Genomic DNA, 20,733 nt, shown 5'->3' with positions numbered 1-20,733 from the left:
GCAAAGGAACCTGACATGACTGCGATTATTCTTACATCCCCCGTCGATGGCAGCGCCTATGCCACGCGCACGCCTCTCTCCCGAGCCGAGGCTGACGCAGCCGTTACCCGCGCCCGTGCCGCGCAGAAACCCTGGGCCGCACGCCCTTTGGCCGAGCGTATCGCGCTGGTCAAGGCAGGCGTTGCCGAGTTGGACAAGGTCAAGGACAGTCTGGTCGAGGAACTCGCCTGGCAAATGGGCCGCCCCACCCGTTACGGTGGCGAATTTGGCGGCGTGCATGACCGCACCAACTATATGGCCGATATCGCAGAAAAAACCCTTGCGCCACAAGTGGTTGAAGATAGCGCCGGCTTCACCCGCCAGTTGAACCGCGAAGCTGTGGGCGTGGTGTTCATCGTCGCGCCGTGGAACTATCCCTACCTGACCACGATCAACACGCTTGCGCCCGCGCTGATTGCCGGAAATACCGTCATTTTGAAACATGCCAGCCAAACCCTGCTGGTCGGCGAACGTCTGGCGGCTGCGTTTCATGCAGCGGGTATCCCCGAAGATGTGTTCCAAAACGTGGTGCTGGATCATGCGACCACCGAAGGGCTGATCGCCGCGCGTGCCTTCAATTTCGTGAACTTCACGGGGTCGGTCGGCGGCGGTGTTGCGATGGAAAAGGCCGCCGCTGGCACCTTTACCGGCCTCGGGCTGGAACTGGGCGGTAAAGACCCCGGCTATGTTCGTGCCGATGCCGATCTTGATGCGGCGGTGGATGGTTTGATGGATGGCGCGATGTTCAACGCGGGGCAATGCTGCTGCGGGATTGAACGGATTTATGTGCATGAAAGTCTTTATGATGCATTCGTAGAAAAAGCGGTTGCCTGGGTGAAGGGCCTCACACTTGGCAATCCGTTTGACGCCGCGACGACAATCGGCCCGATGGCCAACAAACGCTTTGCCGCTGTGGTGCGGGGCCAGGTCGATGAGGCGGTAAAGGCCGGCGCCAAGACCCTGATAGACCCAAGCCTGTTCCCGGCAGATGATGGCGGTGCCTATCTGGCGCCACAAATTCTGGTCAATGTCGATCATTCCATGCGCGTGATGACCGAGGAGAGTTTTGGCCCCGTTGTTGGAATTATGAAAGTTTCGAACGACGAGGAAGCCATTTCCCTGATGAACGACAGCCCATATGGCCTGACATGTTCGATTTGGACAAAGGATGCCGAGGCTGCCGCCGCCATCGGCGCGCAGATGGACACCGGAACCGTCTTTATGAACCGCTGCGATTATCTTGACCCGGCCCTGTGCTGGACCGGCTGCAAAGACACCGGGCGCGGTGGCTCGCTGTCATACCTAGGGTTCCATTCCGTGACCCGCCCGAAATCCTACCATCTGAAGAAGGTGACCAAATGAGCCACTCTGTCCCCAATCGTAACTGGTCCTACCCTACTGCCATCAAATTCGGCGTGGGCCGGATTTCGGAATTGGCCCAGCATTGCAAGGCTGTCGGTATCGCCAAGCCCTTGCTGGTGACAGACCGCGCGCTGGCAAGCCTGCCGATCACCGCGCAGGCGCTTGATATTCTGGACACCGCTGGCCTTGGCCGTGCCGTTTTTTCAGATGTTGATGCCAACCCGAATGAGGCAAATCTGGCCGCAGGGATCAAGGTTTTCCTTGCGGGTGGGCATGATGGCATCATCGGCTTTGGGGGGGGCTCTGCGCTTGATCTGGGCAAGATGATCGCCCTGATGGCGCATCAAAAGCCGGGCTTGGAAGTCTGGGAAATGGAGGATATCGGCGATTGGTGGACCCGCGCTGATGCCAGCAAAATTCGCCCCACGATCGCGGTGCCCACCACCGCAGGCACCGGTTCCGAGGTTGGTGCGGCCAGCGTTCTGACCAACTCTGCCACCCATAAGAAAAAAATCATCTGGCACCCCGGCCTGATGGCAAAAGTGGTTATCTGTGATCCGGCCCTGACCGTGGGCATGCCAAAGTTCATCACCGCAGGCACCGGCATGGACGCTTTGGCACATTGCCTTGAGGCCTATTGCAGCCCCCATTATCATCCGATGGGCCAGGGTATCGCCCTGGAAGGCATGCGCCTGGTATTCGAAAACCTGCCGCTGGTTTATGCCGACCCAAACAACCTTGAGGCGCGCGCGCATATGATGTCGGCGGCGGCAATGGGGGCCGTGGCGTTCCAAAAGGGCCTTGGCGCGATTCACAGCCTTTCGCACCCGGTTGGCGCGGTTTACGGCACGCATCACGGCACCACAAATGCCGTGGTCATGCCGATGGTGCTTGATTTCAATCGCCACGCGATTGAGGATCGGATCGAGGCCGCAGCGCGCTATCTGGCTATTCGGGGCGGGTTTGACGGGTTCCGGGCCGCGATCATGGATCTGCGCGAAACGCTGGGTATTCCCGAAAACCTGACCGAAATGGGCGTCGACCCGGCACGTTTGGAGGAGTTGACAGAAATGGCCCTGGAAGATCCATCCTGTGGCGGCAACCCGGTGACAATGACGCGGGAAAACACCCGTGCCTTGTTCGAGGCCTGTCTGTAAACGCGCCCTTGCGCCAATGAACGAGGTGATCTGGTGCAGACATCGGAAATAGCTGTGATTGGCGCCGGGGTCATCGGGCTTGCGATTGCGCATCGCCTGGCGTCCGAGGGGCGGGAGGTTGCGGTGATAGACCCCGAGCCTCCCGGCTCGGGGGCGTCCTATGGCAATGCCGGAACGATTGCCGACTATGCCGTGCAGCCCGTTGGCACGCCCGGTGTTTTGCGGGCGCTGCCATCCTTGCTGTTTGACCGGAACTCTCCGCTTGCGATCCGTCAGGCCGCCTTGCCAAGCCTTGCCCCCTGGCTGCTGCGCTTTGCCCGGCAAGCTTTGCCGGACGCAGCGCGGCGCAATGCCATCGCGATTGCGGCATTGATGGTCGAAGCCCTGCCGGAATGGGAAGCCCTTGTTGCCGAGATTGGCGGCGAAAACCTGATGCGGCGGCGGGGCTGCCTGTACCTGTATGAAACGCTTGCAGGCTTCAACGCCGCGCAGGATGATCTGGCGTTCCGCCGCGATCTGGGCGTTTCGGTTGAGATGATGTCAAGTGCCGAGCTTGCCAGGATGGAGCCGGGCTTGCCCGAGCAACCGGGCGGTGCAGCCTATTTCCCCAATGCGGTATTCTTCAATGATCCGGGCGAGATGGTGCAGCGGATTGCTGCAGCCGCGCGGGCGGCCGGGGTACAGTTTATCCCGGCGCGGGTTGCGGGTTTGGCGCGCAGCGGCGGGCAAGTTCGGCTGACCGGGCCGGGGTTTGATCTGACTGCAAAGCGGGTGGTGATCGCGGCTGGCGCACACTCCAGGTCGCTGGCGCGGGCAGCAGGTGACAAGGTGCCGCTGGATACCGAGCGGGGCTACCATGTCGAGTGGGATATGAAGCTGCCGCCGGTGACGCGGCCTTGTTGCCCGACAACGCGCGGGTTCTATTTCTGCCCGATGACAGGGCGAATGCGCGTGGCGGGTACGGTGGAACTGGGCGGCCTGACGGCCCCCCCCTCGCGGCACCGTATCGAAAAGCTGATAGAGGGTGCACGGCATTTCTTTCCCGATCTGGGCCAGCCGGATCGCGATTGGATGGGGTTTCGCCCCTCGATGCCGGATAGTTTGCCCGTAATCGGGCCCAGCCGGGCCGGGGCCGAGATTATTCACGCCTACGGGCACGGGCATGTGGGCCTGACTCTGGCCCCCGTGACCGCAAGACTGGTGGCGGATCTGGTGGCAGGTCGGCAGCCGGGTGCCGAGATCGGGCCATGCTTGCCGACGCGGTTCTAAAGCGTTTCGGGAAAGGCCCGGTACATCGTTGATCGCAGCTTGTATCTATGAACCGCTGGTGCTGCTGCAAGAACGCAATGCGGATGCCGGTCAGGTCCTGGGTGTTCAGCACCCAAGACCATGCCTCAGTATAAAGCGCGCAGTTCTGCCTGGTCCAATCCGTCTGCGCCTGCGCTACCGAAGCAGACAGCAAGGCCAGGGCAGAGAGGAGCGCGCACCGCATTGCAACGTCAAAGCATCCCCGGCACAACCTGATCCGGTGGGCGATGGCCATCGGCAAAAGTCTTGATGTTGATAATCACTTTCTCGCCCATCTCGGCCCGGCCTTCGACTGTGGCCGATCCCATATGCGGCAGCAAGACCACGTTGGACAGCTCGCGCAGGCGTGGGTTCACCTCATGCCCATGCTCAAACACATCAAGCCCCGCGCCCGCCAATTCGCCCGCACGCAACCCGCGCGTCAAGGCGTTTTCGTCGATCACCTCCCCCCGCGAGGTGTTGACGATAACGGCTGTCGGCTTCATCAACTTCAACCGCCGCGCATTCATCAAATGAAAGGTCGAGGGGGTATGCGGGCAATTGACGGAAATGATATCCATCCGGCTGACCATCTGATCAAGGCTTTCCCAATAGGTCGCCCCCAACTCCTGCTCGATCTCGGGGCGCAGGCGTTTGCGGTTGTGATAATGGATCTGCATGCCAAAGGCCGCCGCGCGCCGCGCCACGGCCTGCCCGATACGACCCATCCCGAGTATCCCCAGCCGTCGCCCACCAATGCGCCCCCCCAGATGCGCCATTGGCGCCCAGCCCTGCCAGGCACCGGCCTGCATTTCGGCCAAGCCTTCGGGGATTTTGCGGGTAACGGCCAGAATCAACGCCAGCGTCATATCGGCCGTATCATCGGTCACCACGCCGGGCGTGTTTGACACAAGGATGCCACGTTGGCGCGCGCTTGCTACGTCGATATGGTCTATCCCTGCGCCGTAATTGGCGATCAATTTCAGCTTGTCTCCGGCCTGTGCCAGCAGGTTCGCGTCAATCTGATCGGTGACGCAAGGCACCAGAACATCGGCACGGCGCATCGCGGCACCAAGTTCCTCACGGGTCATGCGGGTGTCGGGGTCGCGCAGCTCTACATCGAACAACTCCTTCATCCGGGTTTCAACTGTTTCCGGCAAGCGACGCGTTACAACAACACTCAGACGTGGTGCAGGCATGAAAAACCCCCGATTCACTTTCAAATCATCTCAATTAGTGGCAAAGTGACGGTAAGCGGGGCGAGGTACAAGCCCCGGAACGCGATGCATGGGCAACAAAAACGGTTCAAGGCACAGTTTGCCGCAAACCGGATAGGACGGGCGGATCAGGAATGCAGGTTTCAGTGATAAAATCGGCTGCCAAAGTGGTGGCTATTGCTTTGGTCACTGTGCTGGCGGGCATGGCGGCAACGGGCATCGGCAAGACGGGCGCAGCGTTTGCGCAAGAAGAAACGCAAGCCACAGACCCGACGCGGGGCGCAGTAACCAACCTGCCCCTGCCGCGCTATGTCTCGTTAAAGACGAATGAAGGCAATGCCCGGCGCGGCCCCAGCCTGACGCATCGCATTGATTGGGTGTTCAGCCGCGCAGGTATGCCGCTGCGGATCACTGCAGAATATGAGAACTGGCGTCGTATCGAGGACGCCGAGGGCGTGGGCGGCTGGGTGCATTATTCTTTGCTGTCCGGCACAAGGACGGCGCTGGTCACCGCCGACCTGCTCGACCTGCGCGCAACGCCATTGCCTGACGGTACCGTTCTTTTGCGGGCCGAGGCGGGGGTGATTGCGCGACTGCTGGAATGTCGCCCGGTCTGGTGCAGACTTTCCATTGACGGCGAAAAGGGCTGGGCGCTAAAGGCTGCCCTTTGGGGCATCGACCCTGATGAGAGTTTCGAATAGGCCTGCAGCCTTGCAACCCATAGCCTGCCAGCCAAGGCTGCGTAAGAAAGGTCAGACATGCCCCTTCCTGATGTAACACGGCTGAATCTGTCGGCGGGCCTTGCCTCGGTTGGGGTCGCGGGGCTGCTGGTCATGCTGAAACTGTGGGCGCTGGGGGAAACTGGCGCGCTTTCGGTTGCGGCATCCCTGGCCGATAGCGCAATGGACCTGATGGTCAGCCTTGGGGCAATGGCCGCGATTCTATACGCTGCCCGCCCGCCTGACGAAGACCATGTGTTTGGCCACAACTCGGCCGAAGATCTTGCCGCACTCGGCCAGTCGCTGTTTATCCTGATTTCTGCCGGTGTCATCACCTGGGCCGCCGTTACCCGCCTGATCACCGCACAGCCCGAACGCCTGACAGCCGAGGGCAGCGGCATCATGGCGATGACACTGTCAATCCTTCTGACCCTGGCGCTGATTGTCTGGCAAACCCGCGTGGCACAGCGTACCGGCAACAAGGTGGTCAAGGCCGATCGCCTGCACTATCTGGGCGATCTTTTGCCCAATCTCGGTGCCATTGCGTCACTCTGGGCCTCCAGCCGCTTTGGCCTGATCCAGATAGACAGTATCATGGCACTGGCCGCCGCCGGTATGCTGGCGATCGGGGCGCTGAAAATCGGGCGCAGCGCATGGGACGCGCTGATGGATCGCGCCGCCGACCCCGAGGTGATTGACGGCATCGCCACGCTGGCCCGCAACTGGCCCGGCGTTCACGGCTTTCATGATCTGAAAACCCGGATGGCGGGCAGCAAGATCTTCGTCCACCTGCACATCGAACTTGATGGCGATCTCACCCTGCGTGAGGCGCATGACATCGGCGCGGGCCTGCGCCGCACCATCCTGCTGGCCTATCCGCAAACCGATGTGATCATCCACAAAGATGTCGCCGGGCGCTGATTTTTACCCTGCGAACCGCCTTGCAGATCACCCTACCGTCAGGTTTTACCTTCACCGCGCGGCATCTGCCGAAAATACACCCCCTTTAAGGCCCGCTTAACCCTGCGCTGCAATACTGACCCCGACAACCAGCCGGAGGGCCGCAGCATGAGCAAGTCACACACCACGGACGATACCAGAAAGCTCTTGCGTGATCTGACTGAAAAACTTGGCCTGCCGCTGCCAGATCTGGTCGCAAACGGCCTGCTACCGAACCAGATTGCCACGCAGATGGAACAAAACTGTGCCGCCTGCCCAGCCCCCGAAAAATGCCGCAACTTCCTGGCCGCCGGCCCCGAAACAATTGAAAAACCGCCCAGCTTTTGCGTCAATGCTCGCTTGCTGACTTTTTTGTCCAAAACGCTGCCAAGGGTCCCATGACCCCCTCGTTTTCTCTTTGGTAAAAATATCCCGGGGAAACGCGATTGGCCCGCCAATCGCGTTGGGGCAGCGCCCCAGCCCGCGCGCAGCGCAAAAGACAAGGCATATGCGCAGCATTCCGTTTGACAGCCGCTTATGCAACCCGGCTGGGCACGCGTTTTTCGAACCAGCGAAACCCCAGAACAATAAGGCCCGTGATGATCATATAGACCAGCGCCAACAGCAAAAGCGGCTCATAAACGATGAATGTATCCTGCCGTACCCGGCTGGCGACTGCATAAATGTCAACGACTGTGATGGTCGCAACCAAAGGCGTTGCCTTTAGTTGCAGCACTGTTTCACCGCCCAGGGTCGGCAGCGCGCGCTGGATTGCCAGTGGCAGCCAGATCCGGCGCAAGATGGTCAGCCGCGGCATCCCCATGGCCCGCGCAGCCTCCAATTGCCCAGCGGGAACGCCTTTGAACGCCCCACGCATCACTTCACCTTCATATCCGGCAAAGCTGATGGTCAGGGCAAACACAGCATAGGGCCAAGCCTGGCGCAGATAGGGCCACAGCTCGGATTGCCGGATCGCGGGGAATTGCGGGAACAGCGAACCAAGCCCATAATACAACAGCCACAGTTGTAACAGCAAAGGCGTGCCCCGGATCACCGTACAAAATACCCGCGCAGGGGCAGCCAGATACCAAGGCCCCGCAGCCTGGGCAAGGCCAAGCGGGATTGCCAAAAGGAACCCCAGAACCGTTGTGACGGCCAGCAACCACAGGGTCCGCCAGATCCCTTCGCCAATCAGCGGCAGATATTTGGGCAGCCAATCCCAGCGCAGGGTCACGACGCAAAGCAACACAATGGCCACCGCAATCGCGACCATGACAATACGATGGGTTTGCCAGAAACCGGTTCTTTCCACATCCATCATTGCCCGGCCCCGCTGCTGCGTTGGCCCTTGCGCGCCCATTTTTCAATCCGCCCGAAAATCACGCCTGACAGCAAGGTGATCAGCAGATAAAGCACCCCAGCCGCCAGAAAGAACGTCAAAAACGCCTTGGTTGAAGACGCCGCTTGCCGGGTTTGCAGGGTCAGTTCAGCAAAGCCGACAATGGCCAGAAGGGCGGTATCCTTCGTGGCAATCAGCCACAGATTTGCCAGCCCCGGAATTGCATTGGACAGCATCAGGGGCAACGTGATGCGCCAAGCGGTTTTCAAGGGAGGCATGCCCATGGCGCGAGCGGCCTCTAGCTGGCCCTCTGGTACAGCCAGAATTGCGCCGCGAATCACTTCGGTCGCATAGGCGCCTTGAACCACACCCAACACCGCTATCCCTGCCGCGATGCCCGATATCTGCACACGATCATAGCCCATCGCCACAAGGCCCTGATTGACCAGATCCGTCACAGCGAAATAAAGGATCAAAATCAGCACCAGTTCCGGCACGGCACGCACAACGGTGGTATAGATCGCCAGCAAATCACGCGCGACCGGGCCGCCGTGCAGCTTGCCAAACGCGCCCAGCGTGCCAATCACCAGCCCAAGCGCATAGGCCCCAAGCGCGATCTGGATCGAATTGACCAGACCGCGCACAAGGTTGGCCCCCCACCCCGGCGGCTCCCATGCCAGCAGGGCGAGGGTTGGAAACGCCTCAAGCAGCGCTTCCAGCATGGTTTAACCGCCGTAGATCGACGACGGGAAATAAGGCGCGCTCAGCTTGTCATAGGTGCCATCGCTGACGATCTTGGCAATCCCTGCGTTGAACTTGGCTTTCAGGTCATCATCGCCTTTGCGCAGGCCCACGCCGACACCAAGGCCGAGGATTGATGGATCATCGGCCACAGCGCCCGCATTTTCACAGCAAGCCCCTTCATCGGTTGCCAAAAACGCATCCAGCGCGATGCTATCGGCCTGCGTGGCGTCAATGCGGCCGGAAACGAGGTCTTGATTCGCCTCATCCTGGGTTTGGTAAAGTTTGATTTCGGCATCCTTGAAATGGGTCTGAACGTAATCCTGGTGGATGGTCGAGACCTGAACCCCAAGGATTTTCCCTGCCAGACCTTCGGGGGTTGGCGCAATGCCCGCCCCTTTGGCAGTGATGACAACGGTCGGGGTGTTGTAGTATTTATCCGAGAAATCAATCTCTTTCAGCCGGTCTTCGGTGATCGACATCGACGCCATGATCGCGTCGATCTGGCCCGATTTCAGCGAGGGGATCATACCATCCCAGGCAACGGGGGTGACAACGCATTCCATTTCTGCGGCGGCACAGATTGCGCCGATCATTTCCACTTCCCAGCCATTCCAGTTTCCGGCGGCATCCGGCGAGGCGAAGGGTGGATAGGGTTCTGACGCGATACCGACCTTGACGGGTTCGGCAATAGCGGCAGTTCCAAGCGCAAGTGCGGCGAGGGTTGTGAGAAAGAGTTTCATTGGTTTTTCCCTTTGTTGGTAGCCAGTTTTTTCCGGGTTACCCCGGTATTTTGGGGCCTTAGCCCACGGTTTGCAGAAATTGTTGCAGGCGTTCTGATTGCGGGTTGCCGAACAGGGTCTCTGGCGGGCCCTCCTCCTCGATCATGCCATTATGGAGATAGATGACATGGCTGGCGACTTCGCGTGCGAATTTCATTTCATGCGTGACCAGAATCATCGTGCGGCCTTCGGCAGCAAGATCACGGATCACCCCCAGCACCTCGCCAACCAGTTCGGGGTCAAGCGCCGATGTGGGTTCATCAAACAGCATGGCACGCGGCTCTATCGCCAAGGCCCGCGCAATGGCGGCGCGTTGCTGTTGGCCGCCCGACATGAAGGCGGGGTAAACATGCGCTTTTTCGGCCAAGCCCACCCGCGCCAACAAGATTTTTGCGCGCTCAATGGCTTCGGCCTTGGGGGTGCCCAGAACGTGAACGGGCACCTCGATCAGGTTTTCCAGCACGGTCTTGTGGCTCCACAGATTGAACTGTTGAAAGACCATGCCAAGGCTTTGGCGCAAATGTTCGATCTGTTTGCGGTTGGCGGGTTGGCCATCAGGGCGCAGCGCCACCTCTTCGCCGCCAATGATGATACGGCCCGATGTGGGCGTTTCAAGAAAATTGATGCAGCGCAGCATCGTCGATTTACCCGAGCCAGAGCCGCCGATGATCGCGACCACATCGCCCTTATGCGCCGTCAGGTTCACGCCCTTCAGGACCTTCAGCGCGCCAAAGGACTTATGCAACGCTTCGATGCGGATCGCCTCGGGTTGCGCGGTGAGAGGTGTGTGTTCTGCCTGTGCTATCATCGACCCATCATCATTTATTCATTGCAGTAAGCCCTCCAAAGCGCAATTATGCAAGCGTATAATTGCCTGTACACGCCAAAGGAATGATGTGACCGGAGATCGCCGCAAGTTCAGCCGCCAGAATGAGGATGCACGCCGGGCCGCGCTGATTGCTGCGGCGATTGCGCTGATCTCGGAGGGTGGGCCGGCCACGGCAACGGTGCGCGCGATTGCGGAACGGGCGGGCGTGACCCCCGGCCTCATCCGACATTACTTCACCAGCAAAGAGGCGCTGATGCGGGCCGCCTATTCCCATGTGATGGATGGCATGACAGCGGCCAGCCTTGCCGTGGTGGCCACTGCGCCAGACCAACCGCAAGCGCGGCTGGCGGTGTTTGTTGCGGCAAGTTTGCGCCCGCCGGTGGTGGACCCTCAGGCGATGGGGCTATGGGCAGGGTTTTTACACCAGATGCGGCGTGACCCAGAAATGCGGGCGGCGCATGAGGCCAGCTATTTGCACTACCGCGACCTGTTACAGGGGTTGATTGCCGCCCTGCCCCGTGTGACGGATGCCGCGCAGTTGCGAAGCGAGGCAATTGCCTGCAATGCGGTGATTGACGGGCTGTGGCTGGAAGGATCGGCGCTGCCACATGCTTTTGCTGTGGGAGAGTTGGAGCGCATCGGCCTGCAATCCGTTGGCGCGATTTTAGGATTGGATTTGGCGGCACATATGCCGGATGAAGGGATGAAACCATGAGATATGCAGCAATCACCGAGCGTTTGGCCGGGCTTGGCGGTGCCAAATGGGCAGTGCACGCGAAAGCGCGCGAAATGAAACGCATGGGTGCCACGGCCGCCGGCCGCGACATCATCGAACTGACAATTGGTGAGCCCGATGTTGCGACCCCGCCGGAATTGATGGCGCTTGCGTCCAAATCCATGCTGGCCGGGCGCACCGGCTATTCCAATGGCCAAGGAGAGCCAGAGCTGCTGCACGCCCTTGCCGCGCGCTATACAACGCGGCGCGGACGCCAGATTTTGCCCAGCCAGATCATGTGTTTCCCCGGCACGCAGACCACGCTTTACGCGGTGCTGATGGGCTTGCTTGGGCCGGGGGACGAAGTACTGCTGGGCGACCCGATGTATGCCACCTATGAAGGGTTGATTGCAGCGACGGGGGCAAAAATGGTGCCCGTGCCGTTGCTGGCCAATGCCGGGTTTCGCATCCGGGCCGAGGATATTGCAGATCGCATAACGCCACAAAGCCGCGTTATCTTTCTGAACTCTCCGCATAACCCGACGGGGGCCGTGCTGTCGCGCAGCGATTTCGCCGCGATTGGCGCGCTGGCGAAAGCCCATGATCTGTGGATCTTGTGCGATGAGGTTTATGAGGATCTGGTGTTTGAGGGGGTGGCCTTTGCCTCGCCCTTGGACCTGCCCGATTTGGCAGAGCGGGTGATTGTGGCCTCGTCTATTTCCAAAAGCCATGCGGCACCGGGGTTTCGGTCAGGCTGGTGCGTCGGGCCGGCGGAATTCATCGAACGCTTGCTGCCGTTGTCAGAAACGATGCTGTTTGGCAACCAGCCCTTCATTGCCGATATGACGGCGCAGGCCATTGCGCAAGGCTCTCCCGTGGCGGCGGGCATGGCCGAGCGGTTCGCGCGGCGCGCGGATTTGGTGCGGGCACGGTTGGACGGCGTTGCCGGGTTGCGCGTCCACAGGCCCGATGCCGGAATGTTTGCACTGGTGGATGTGGGGGCGGTCACGGCAGATGGCGAGGCCTTCGCCATGGCTTTGCTGGAAAAGGCCGGCGTGGCAGTCATGCCGGGGGCGTCTTTCGGGGTCGCCTTGCGCAGTTGGTTGCGGCTAAGCCTGACCCAGACGGATGACCTGATTGAAGAAGCCTGCGACCGGATTGCGGGCTTTGCAGCCGGGTATCAGCCATGAAAACCGTTGGACAAGCACTGACCGAAGGGCTGGTCGCGCGGGGTGTTGAGGTGGTTTTCGGCATTCCAGGCGTGCATACGATTGAACTGTACCGCGGGCTGTCCGGGTCGGGTATCCGCCATGTGACCCCGCGCCATGAGGGGGGCGCGGGGTTCATGGCCGATGGCTATGCGCGGGTATCTGGCAAACCGGGGGTCGCCTTTGTGATTACCGGGCCGGGGCTGACCAATGCGCTGACGCCAATGGCGCAGGCAAAGGCGGATTCGGTGCCGATGCTGGTCATCTCGGGGGTGAACCGGCGGTCCAGCCTGGGTCAGGGGCTGGGGCTGCTGCATGAATTGCCCGATCAGGCGGGGCTGGTGCGTAGCCTGTGCCCCAGCTTTCAGGTGACCGGCCCAGAGGCATTGGAACGTTGCCTGAACATGGCCTTTGCCGCGATGATGTCGGGGCGACCGGGGCCTGTGCATATTGAGGTGCCCACAGATGTGATGGGCATGGAGGCCGCAGCGGCGGCGGCACCGATCGTGGTTACCCCCGCCCTTCCGATACCAGAGCAGATCGCAAAGGCAGCCGCACGGCTGGACCGCGCCAAACAGGTGGTTATTCTGGCCGGAGGCGGCGCGCGGGCGGCAAGGGCAGAGCTGCGCAGCCTGGCCGAGGCCTTGGATGCGCCTGTGGTGCAGACGGTGAATGCACGCGGGCTGATGGGCGGGCATGCGCTGGGGGTTGCCGCCTCGGCCAGCTTGCACGCGGTGCGCGATCTGATTGCCGGGGCCGATCAGGTGCTGGCAATCGGCACCGAGTTTGGCCCGACCGATTACGATATGTATGTGCGCGGTGGCTTGCCCGATCTGGCCGGCATGATCCGGGTGGATATTTGCCCGCTGCAACTGGCGCGGCACCCGGCAGCAATCGCGATACGCGCCGACAGCCGGTCGGCCTGCACAGCGCTTTTGGCGCAAATCTCGGCCGGGGCCAGACAGGGCGCAGCCCGCGCCGAAGCCACGATGACGGCGGCGCGGGCCGAGGTGGCAGGTATCGCCCCCCAAGCCCCCAACCAGATTGCGCTGCTGGAGGCGCTGCGCGATGCGGTGCCGGGGGCCATTATTGTCGGCGACAGCACGCAGCCGGTCTATGCGGGGAATTTGCTCTATGATCACGACCGCGCGGGGGGCTGGTTCAATGCCGCGACGGGCTTTGGTGCGCTTGGCTTTGCGCCCGGTGCGGCGGTGGGGGCGGCGGTGGCGGCATCTGATACCCGCGTGTTTTGCCTGATCGGCGATGGCGGCTTGCAGTTTTCGCCCGCCGAATTGCGCGTGGCGGTGGATGAGGGTTTGGACATCACCTATCTGATCTGGAACAACGCAGGCTACGGCGAAATTGCCGATGCGATGCGGGCAGCCAATACCGAAGTGATCGGCTGCGCACCCTCGCCGCTTGGGTTACAGGCCTTCGCCGCGGCCTGTGATTTGCCCTATGCCTGCATCACGCCTACGCCCGAGGCGCTGCGCAATGTGGTGGCCCTGCCCGGCCCGCGTCTGGTTGAAATACGCGATTTCTGAAACGCTTTCACGCCCCCGCATCTGCTGTTAAAGGCCGTCAGGTTCACATATTCAGCCAATCCCCCGAGGCCGGTCTTGTTTACAAAACCGGCCTTGGGATGGGTCTGCACGACATTGTGAACGGGACACACCACAGCATGGTTCGTTCTGGATATTGGCGTTTGGGGGGAATTTCCCGAGACGGTTCAATGCAGCCCCCCATTGCGGGCGATCATCGCGGCATGGGTACGGTTTTTTGCCTCCAGCTTGCGGCTCAGGGTTTTGACGTGAAGTTTCACGGTAACCTCTTGCAGTTCCAGATCGCGCGCAATTTCCTTGTTGGATTTGCCGTCACAAATACCGCGCAGAACCGCAAATTCGCGCCGGGTCAGCAAGGCCAGCGGGGCATTGGGGGCGACCGCAGATTCCAAAAGACCGATGGGGGCGAAGGTATCGCCTTTGGCCATCAGCTTGACCGCAGCAACCATGGCCCGCGAGGCCATTTTCTTTGGCACAAAGCCAATCGCGCCCGCGTCAAGCGCAGCCTCCGCCAATTCGCGGGACGTGCTGCCCGAAATCAGGGCAATCGGGGCGCCCTGCCCTTCGGCAACCGCCCGCAACAGCCCGGTAAGGCCATTCATCGACGGCATGTCGTGGTCAAGCAAAACAAGATCATAGCGGGTGTTTGCCATGGCTGCCAAAGCATCCGGCAAGCTGGCAGCCGTGTCTGCGACCTCAACGCCTTCGGCAATCAGAAAGGCGGCGATGGTTTCGCGCACAAGGTCATGATCATCCGTTACGAGGACTTTCAAGCCAAGTAACCTTTCCTTAAACAACTTTGTGCAAATAGCCTTTCGTATAGCTTAGCACATCCACAAGCCATTACCACCGCTGCCATGGTTTTCACCAGTGGAAAAAAATCCCTTGCCCAGCGCCAAGGGATGTAAGCGCAACCTTTTGGTTGCGCTCTTTTTTTCAACAATTCCCAGCCAATCAGGTTTCAACTGTCTCTGCCAGATCGGCGGTTTTCGGCTTGGAGATCTGTGGCTGCGTCGATTTGTCCTGCCCGCGCTCAATCTCTATCCGGCGCGGTTTCAATGCTTCGGGCATCTCACGGATCAGTTCAATATGTAGCATGCCATTCTCATGTGCGGCACCGGTAACGCGCATATGATCGGCCAGCGCAAAGCGGCGTTCAAAGGCGCGGGTCGCAATACCACGGTGCAGATATTGACCAGATGACGCCTTTTCATCCTTGCGGGCCGCGATGACCAAGGTAGCCTCTTTCACCTCGACTGACAGTTCATCAGGGGTGAAACCTGCGACGGCGATAGAAATGCGGTAGGCATTCTCATCCGTCTTTTCGATATTATAGGGGGGATAAGTGGGTTGGGCGACATCGGTGGTCAGAACCCGGTCCATCATATCCGCGATGCGATCAAAGCCGACGGTTGCCCGGTAAAGCGGTGCAAGATCAAAGGTACGCATATCATCCTCCGTAAAGCGATGCGTGGGTGGCCCTCCTTTGCGTTGGACGGGCCAATGGGGTTGGCCGGGCCCGATTGTGGCACCCGGTCCCGTGAACTTGGGAAGCAATTGGACAGGTTTCAAGACCCTGCCGCAGCGCGTTGACCAAACGGGCGCGATTTGCGGCTGGAATGCCGAATTCGCCCGCGCTACGGCAGTATCTCGCGGCTTGCGTATCAGGGCGTCAGGAATTTTGCGCTGGTGCCAGCCCCTGTCTCCAGGTTGCGCAAGGCCGGGTCGGCCTTTTGGAACGGGCTGTTTTCGGCATCAAGTGTGGCCCGAAGCGATTGCAAAGGGCCTTGCAAGCTGGTGCCAAGGGCAACAGATGCGCCGCCATAATCGGCCTTGGATGAAACGACCGACACCACCCGCGCCACCCCGTTGCGGATGGAAAAGATCGGGGCCCCGGACGACCCGAAATCGACATTGCACGACAACACCAGCAGCAGGTCTTCGAGGCCAATGACATGGCAAACCTCTTGCAGGCTTGGCGCCTCGGACCGATCCTTGGCGTAGGAAACCACACCGACCTCATCCCCCTTATGCGGTGTAAGGTCCGTTTCAAACGGGTGAATAGAGGCCATGCGGATCGGTTGATCAAGCTGCAAAAGCGCAAGATCATAGGCCACACGCGTCAGCTTGTCGCCACCGCCATAAACATATTCCGGATGCGCCACAGCGCGCTTGACGCCGCGATAGGCGGCGGCGCGGCCATTGCGCCATCCCGCCAGAAATTCGATATCCTCGGTTTTGATCCGCGCCCCGCTGCGGCTGTCAAACAGGCAATGCGCTGCTGTCAGCACCAGGTTCGGTGCAATCAGCGCGCCGGTACAAAAGCTGCGCTTGCCCATGTTCAGGCGGCCCACAGCGTTCCAGCCCCGGCTTTCATCGCTGGTATCAAGCCGGCGCAGCGCAGTTTCCTCGGCACCAGCCGCAGGATGCAAAGCAAAAACCATGATCGCGCAAAGCGCCGCGCGAAACAGGGCCGTACGAGCCAGGACAGTCAGAAAAGCCATACACCCTCCGGTTGGTTGCACTTTCGATAACGGGCCTTCAAGGCAGGTTTATGGCCGCAGATCAAAGACGTTACCGCCCCGTCAAGGCAGATGGTTTCGGCCCCCCCGTTGCCCAATCAAGCAATTCTACCGTGTGCACAATCGGAATTTTTGTACCAGACCCGATTTGCATCATGCAGCCAATGTTGCCTGCTGCAATGATATCGGGCGTTTTCGCCTCTAATGTCTCGACCTTGCGCGCCCTGAGCTGTTGGGAAATTTCCGGCTGCAGCAGATTATAGGTCCCTGCCGAGCCGCAGCACAAATGGCTGTCGGCAGGTTCGACCACGCTGAAACCCACATGTTTCAACAAGTCTTTGGGCGCGGTCTTGACCTGCTGGCCGTGTTGCAGACTGCACGCGGCGTGATAGGCAACCGTAAGCCGCTTTTCCGCCCCCTGAGGCAGGCCGATTTTCAGCAGCAATTCTGAAATATCCATGGTCATGGCCGAAACGGCAGCCGCATCGGCGGCCAAGGGATCATTGCGGAACATATGGCCGTAATCCTTGACCGTCGTCCCGCACCCCGAGGTGTTGATGACGACCGCATCCAAACCGCCCCTGGCCTTTTCACCCATCCAGGCGTTGATATTGGCGGCGGCCGAGGTTAGCGCCTGATCGGCCTTGCCCATATGATGCGTCAGCGCCCCACAACATCCCATGCCGCGCGCCACCACCACCTCACAGCCCAGACGGCGCAGAATACGGATGGTTGCATCGTTGATATCAGTATTCAGCGTCTTTTGGGCGCACCCTGTCAGCAGGGCCACCCGAAACTTGCGCGGCCCCTCGGCGGCAAAACTTTGCGGGTCATCGTTGCGGCTGACCGGTGGGATCGTTTTCGGGGCCATCTCCAGCATGGCCCGCAACCGGGCATCCGGCATCAGAAAGGCAAAAGGCCGCCCCAGTTTCGCGCCCAGCAGCGCAAGACGAAAACGGGTGGGATGCGGGATAATCTGCGCCAGGGTCCAGCGCAAAAACCGGTCCATCAAAGGGCGCTGATAGGTTTTCTCGATATGGTCCCGTGCATGGTCAACCAGGTGCATGTAATGCACACCGCTTGGGCAGGTCGTCATGCAGGCAAGGCAGCTAAGGCAGCGGTCGATATGTTTGACGGTTTTGGCATCTGCCGGGCGGCCCTTTTCCAGCATATCCTTGATCAGGTAGATGCGGCCTCGCGGGCTGTCCAATTCATCGCCCAGCAGTTGATAGGTCGGGCAGGTCGCGGTGCAAAAGCCGCAATGCACACAGGCGCGCAGAATTTCATTGCTGCGGGCTATATTCGGATCAGTCAGCTGCTCGGGGGTGAAAGTGGTTTTCATTTCAAGCTCCAACACTGACAGAAAGGGCAGCAATTGCGCACAGGGGCAAAAGGCCCAGCAACGCAAAGTATAGCTTTGGGGCAAGCCGAGGGCCAGCCAGCCAGCGCAGCGCCTGGGCAACAGCCGCCAGGCCCGCCCCCAAAAGGCCCAGCGAAAACAAATACCCGCCAGCAGGTGTCAAAACAAAGCCCATGACCAGTAAAAGCCCGGCCACCGCAAGCCCCATGACAGCAGGGCGCCCCATCGGCAAAGTCGCCAGCGACAGGTAGATCACCAGCGGCAGCACGAGAATGAAAAGGTTTACCATCGTTTATTCCATCACTCCGGGGTTCAAAATGCTGCGGGGGTCAAATTTTGCGCGCAGCCCCGTCGCCAGGGCGGCAATCGCAGTCGGCGCGGGGTGAAATGCCGGAACCTGTTCAAACACCGCAGCACTGGCCCGCACCAAGGTTGCATGGCCCCCAATCTGCGCCAGATACCCGCGCAGCGCAGCCGCCTGCGCATCGCCCGTATCCGCCACCCGCGCCCAGATCAGCCCGCCCCCCCAATCGCAAACGGTTTGCGCATCGGCCATAATTCCCAGAACCTGCGGCATAGCCGATGGCTTTACCGAAATGCGCCACACCGCCCCAGGCTGCCCGACAAAGGCGGCAACATCCCGAACCTCGACCCAAAGCGCCGAACTTTGGGCCGCCTCTGCCACGGCCCAACCGCCCCCCAGCATCTTGGTCAAAGCGCCCAGCCTATACGCGACCGAACCCGCCATGCCTTCAATGCGCAAACGCACCTGCCCCGCCACATAGGCCGCCCCCGTCACCTCAAAAGGAGAGCCGAGCGCCCGTGACATCACCGTCACCGCTTCCGCAGGGGTCAGGCCGTCGCGGGTCAGGCTTGTCTCTGCCTCCGGCCGTGGCAACACCTTGAAGGCAACCTCGCTCATCACGCCCAAGCTGCCATAACTGCCCGCCATCAGCTTTACCAGATCATACCCCGTGACGTTCTTCATGACACGGCCCCCATTCTTGATGATGCTGCCAGCCCCATCGACAAAGCGCACCCCAATCAAACTATCGCGACATGCGCCTGCCTGAATGCGCCGCGGCCCCGAGGCATTTGCCGCCGCTACACCACCAATGGTCGACACACCGGCCCGCCCCAAAAGCCCGCGCAGATCAGGCACCTCAAAGGGCAGCCGCTGGCCCCCTTCCGCAAGCGCAGCCTCCACCTCGGCCAAGGTTGTGCCCGCCCCCGCCACAAGCGTCAAAGCCCCCGGCTCATACAGCGAAATCCCCGACAACCCGCCGGTTTCCAAAACCTCCCCCCCGGCCATTTGCCCAATTCTCCGCGTCCCGCCTCCAACAATTCGCAACGGGCCCTTTGCTGCACGGATCATCTCGGCCAGTTCCAGCTCATCCGCAGGCTTCATCCCTCTACCCTTTCTTTTCGGCAAAAATATCCTCAGGGGGGTCTGGGGGGCAGAAAGCCCCCCAGCGGCCTCATCCAGCGCGGCGGTTGGCCGTGATGTCCAGCGGAAACACCTTGGCGGGGTTCAGCAACCATTGCGGATCAAACACATCCTTGACCCACATTTGCGCCTCCATATCCTGCGGCGCGAATTGCACCTTCATCAGATCGCGCTTTTCAATGCCCACGCCGTGCTCGCCGGTCAAACAACCGCCCACCTCGACGCATAGCTTCAAGATATCGGCGCCAAAGGCCTCGCATAGTTCCAGATCGCCCGGCTTGTTGGCGTCATACAAGATCAGCGGATGCATATTGCCATCGCCAGCGTGAAAAACATTGCCGACACCCAAGCCATATTCCTTGGACATCTCGCCGATCCGGCGCAGTACGAATGGCAGCGACGACACCGGGATCGTGCCATCAAGGCACATATAATCATTGATCTGCCCCATCGCACCAAAGGCCGATTTGCGGCCCAGCCAGATGCGTCTGGCCTGATCTTCATCCGCCGCCTCGCGCAACTCCACCGGATTGTGGCGTTTGGCAATCGCGATGATCAGCGCAAGTTGTTCGTCAATCTCGGCAGGCGAACCTTCGACCTCGACAATCAACAACGCCTCGCACATCGGATAGCCGGCTTTGGCAAAGGCCTCGGTTGCTTCGATACAGGGGCGGTCCATGAACTCGATTGCTACGGGCAGGATGCCAGCTTTGATGATGTCCGAGACGCATTCGCCCGCGACCTCATTGCTGTCAAACCCCATCAGCACGGGCCGCGCGCCTTCGGGTTTGGGCAAAATGCGCAAGGTCGCCTCGGTCACCACGCCAAGCTGGCCTTCTGATCCGCACACCACACCCAGCAGGTCAAGCCCCGGCGCGTCAAGATGCGCGCCGCCGATTTCCAGCACGGTGCCATCCATTTGCACCAGGGTCACGCCCAGCAAATTGTTCGTCGTCACCCCGTATTTCAGGCAATGCGCCCCGCCCGAGTTCATCGCGATATTGCCCGCAATCGCGCAAGCAAGCTGGCTGGAAGGGTCGGGGGCGTAAAAAAAACCGTCACTTTCCACCGCTCCGGTGACCGACAGATTGGTACGCCCCGACTGGACCCGAATAAAGCGGTTCGCATAATCGGTTTCCAATATGCCCGTCATGCGCGCCACGCCAAGGATCACACAATCGCCCGTTGGCAGCGCCCCCCCGGCCAGCGATGTGCCCGACCCGCGCGGCACCACCGGCACGCCCATTTGGTGACAGATGCGCAAAACCGCCGCCACCTGCGCCGTTGTGCGTGGCAAAACTGCGGCCAGCGGTGGGCAGCGATAGGCCGTCAAGGCGTCACACTCATAGGCGCGCACCTCGGCCTCGTCATGGATCACGGCGTCATGGGGCAGCACGGCTTGCAAAGCCGCGACAATGGCGGGTTTGCGGGCAACGATCGTGGCATCAATCACCGGCATTTCCATAATACGCGCCTCCTACCCCGCATGATTGGTAAGTTTATATAAC

The 20,733-nt window shown here is 60.6% G+C and carries 21 protein-coding genes; 9 read left to right on the top strand and 12 right to left on the bottom strand.

Going from position 1 to position 20,733, the window contains the following annotated elements:
• The first annotated feature begins 15 nt into the window (after positions 1–15).
• From VDP61_RS06185 to VDP61_RS06175, 3 genes are read left to right on the top strand one after another with little or no spacing between them, the layout of a single operon-like run.
• Entirely contained in the window at positions 16–1,401 is a 1,386-nt protein-coding gene (locus VDP61_RS06185) for an aldehyde dehydrogenase family protein (protein ID WP_323006079.1), read from the top strand.
• Positions 1,398–2,558 (top strand): iron-containing alcohol dehydrogenase, encoded by a 1,161-nt coding sequence (locus VDP61_RS06180; protein WP_323006078.1) that lies wholly within the window; start codon positions 1,398–1,400, stop codon positions 2,556–2,558. Before VDP61_RS06185 ends, VDP61_RS06180 begins: the two co-directional genes overlap by 4 nt.
• Positions 2,559–2,588: 30 nt before the next feature.
• The gene (locus VDP61_RS06175; protein WP_323006161.1) at positions 2,589–3,827 is read left to right on the top strand and encodes an FAD-dependent oxidoreductase; all 1,239 of its coding nucleotides are present in this window, start codon (positions 2,589–2,591) and stop codon (positions 3,825–3,827) included.
• 230 nt (positions 3,828–4,057) lie between these two features.
• On the opposite strand, the gene VDP61_RS06170 is transcribed toward VDP61_RS06175, so the two are convergent.
• Entirely contained in the window at positions 4,058–5,044 is a 987-nt protein-coding gene (locus VDP61_RS06170; protein ID WP_323006077.1) for a D-glycerate dehydrogenase, read from the bottom strand.
• A 152-nt stretch (positions 5,045–5,196) separates the two neighbouring features.
• On the opposite strand from VDP61_RS06170, the gene VDP61_RS06165 reads away from it, so the two are divergent.
• The 3 genes from VDP61_RS06165 to VDP61_RS06155 all read left to right on the top strand — a co-directional run bounded on the left by VDP61_RS06165 (position 5,197) and on the right by VDP61_RS06155 (position 7,122).
• Complete coding sequence (locus VDP61_RS06165; protein WP_323006076.1) at positions 5,197–5,763, top strand: SH3 domain-containing protein; 567 nt, start codon at positions 5,197–5,199, stop codon at positions 5,761–5,763.
• A 57-nt stretch (positions 5,764–5,820) separates the two neighbouring features.
• The gene (locus tag VDP61_RS06160) at positions 5,821–6,702 is read left to right on the top strand and encodes a cation diffusion facilitator family transporter (RefSeq protein ID WP_323006075.1); all 882 of its coding nucleotides are present in this window, start codon (positions 5,821–5,823) and stop codon (positions 6,700–6,702) included.
• Positions 6,703–6,849: 147 nt separating this feature from the next.
• Entirely contained in the window at positions 6,850–7,122 is a 273-nt protein-coding gene (locus VDP61_RS06155; RefSeq protein ID WP_323006074.1) for a DUF6455 family protein, read from the top strand.
• Between the two features lie 133 nt (positions 7,123–7,255).
• On the opposite strand, the gene VDP61_RS06150 is transcribed toward VDP61_RS06155, so the two are convergent.
• Genes VDP61_RS06150 through VDP61_RS06135 form a run of 4 tightly spaced genes read right to left on the bottom strand, consistent with a single transcriptional unit; the run spans position 7,256 to position 10,390 of the window.
• Positions 7,256–8,041 carry an ABC transporter permease gene (locus VDP61_RS06150; RefSeq protein ID WP_323006073.1) on the bottom strand — a complete coding sequence of 262 codons (786 nt, stop codon included), beginning with the start codon at positions 8,039–8,041 and terminating at the stop codon, positions 7,256–7,258.
• Complete coding sequence (locus VDP61_RS06145; protein WP_323006072.1) at positions 8,038–8,781, bottom strand: ABC transporter permease subunit; 744 nt, start codon at positions 8,779–8,781, stop codon at positions 8,038–8,040. The genes VDP61_RS06150 and VDP61_RS06145 overlap by 4 nt, the downstream gene beginning before the upstream one ends.
• 3 nt (positions 8,782–8,784) lie before the next feature.
• Positions 8,785–9,543, bottom strand: a complete 759-nt coding sequence (locus VDP61_RS06140; protein ID WP_323006071.1) for a transporter substrate-binding domain-containing protein — start codon at positions 9,541–9,543, stop codon at positions 8,785–8,787.
• Positions 9,544–9,601: 58 nt separating this feature from the next.
• On the bottom strand, positions 9,602–10,390 hold the full coding sequence (locus tag VDP61_RS06135; protein WP_323006070.1) for an ABC transporter ATP-binding protein: 789 nt from the start codon (positions 10,388–10,390) through the stop codon (positions 9,602–9,604).
• Positions 10,391–10,478: 88 nt separating this feature from the next.
• On the opposite strand from VDP61_RS06135, the gene VDP61_RS06130 reads away from it, so the two are divergent.
• From VDP61_RS06130 to VDP61_RS06120, 3 genes are read left to right on the top strand one after another with little or no spacing between them, the layout of a single operon-like run.
• On the top strand, positions 10,479–11,126 hold the full coding sequence (locus tag VDP61_RS06130; protein ID WP_323006069.1) for a TetR/AcrR family transcriptional regulator: 648 nt from the start codon (positions 10,479–10,481) through the stop codon (positions 11,124–11,126).
• Positions 11,123–12,316 carry a pyridoxal phosphate-dependent aminotransferase gene (locus VDP61_RS06125; protein ID WP_323006068.1) on the top strand — a complete coding sequence of 398 codons (1,194 nt, stop codon included), beginning with the start codon at positions 11,123–11,125 and terminating at the stop codon, positions 12,314–12,316. The genes VDP61_RS06130 and VDP61_RS06125 overlap by 4 nt, the downstream gene beginning before the upstream one ends.
• A complete protein-coding gene (locus VDP61_RS06120) occupies positions 12,313–13,878 on the top strand; it encodes a 5-guanidino-2-oxopentanoate decarboxylase (RefSeq protein WP_323006067.1) in 1,566 nt (521 codons plus the stop codon). The genes VDP61_RS06125 and VDP61_RS06120 overlap by 4 nt, the downstream gene beginning before the upstream one ends.
• A 185-nt stretch (positions 13,879–14,063) precedes the next feature.
• Here VDP61_RS06120 and VDP61_RS06115 read toward each other — a convergent pair whose 3' ends face one another.
• The 7 genes from VDP61_RS06115 to VDP61_RS06085 all read right to left on the bottom strand — a co-directional run bounded on the left by VDP61_RS06115 (position 14,064) and on the right by VDP61_RS06085 (position 20,690).
• Positions 14,064–14,669 (bottom strand): response regulator transcription factor, encoded by a 606-nt coding sequence (locus tag VDP61_RS06115; RefSeq protein ID WP_323006066.1) that lies wholly within the window; start codon positions 14,667–14,669, stop codon positions 14,064–14,066.
• Positions 14,670–14,850: 181 nt separating this feature from the next.
• Complete coding sequence (locus tag VDP61_RS06110; RefSeq protein ID WP_323006065.1) at positions 14,851–15,345, bottom strand: Hsp20 family protein; 495 nt, start codon at positions 15,343–15,345, stop codon at positions 14,851–14,853.
• 215 nt (positions 15,346–15,560) lie between these two features.
• Entirely contained in the window at positions 15,561–16,400 is an 840-nt protein-coding gene (locus VDP61_RS06105; RefSeq protein ID WP_415234588.1) for a trypsin-like serine peptidase, read from the bottom strand.
• A gap of 70 nt (positions 16,401–16,470) precedes the next feature.
• Positions 16,471–17,760, bottom strand: a complete 1,290-nt coding sequence (glcF, locus tag VDP61_RS06100) for a glycolate oxidase subunit GlcF (protein WP_323006064.1) — start codon at positions 17,758–17,760, stop codon at positions 16,471–16,473.
• Position 17,761: 1 nt separating this feature from the next.
• Positions 17,762–18,067, bottom strand: a complete 306-nt coding sequence (locus VDP61_RS06095; RefSeq protein WP_323006063.1) for a hypothetical protein — start codon at positions 18,065–18,067, stop codon at positions 17,762–17,764.
• Positions 18,068–18,070: 3 nt separating this feature from the next.
• On the bottom strand, positions 18,071–19,186 hold the full coding sequence (gene glcE / locus VDP61_RS06090; RefSeq protein WP_323006062.1) for a glycolate oxidase subunit GlcE: 1,116 nt from the start codon (positions 19,184–19,186) through the stop codon (positions 18,071–18,073).
• A 70-nt stretch (positions 19,187–19,256) separates the two neighbouring features.
• Entirely contained in the window at positions 19,257–20,690 is a 1,434-nt protein-coding gene (locus tag VDP61_RS06085; RefSeq protein WP_323006061.1) for an FAD-linked oxidase C-terminal domain-containing protein, read from the bottom strand.
• Positions 20,691–20,733: the final 43 nt, after the last annotated feature.

Source organism: Pseudorhodobacter sp., from assembly GCF_034675685.1.
GTDB lineage: Bacteria > Pseudomonadota > Alphaproteobacteria > Rhodobacterales > Rhodobacteraceae > Pseudorhodobacter.
The sequence above is the reverse complement of the archived record's forward strand: the minus strand, read 5'-3'. Positions and strand labels throughout refer to the sequence as shown.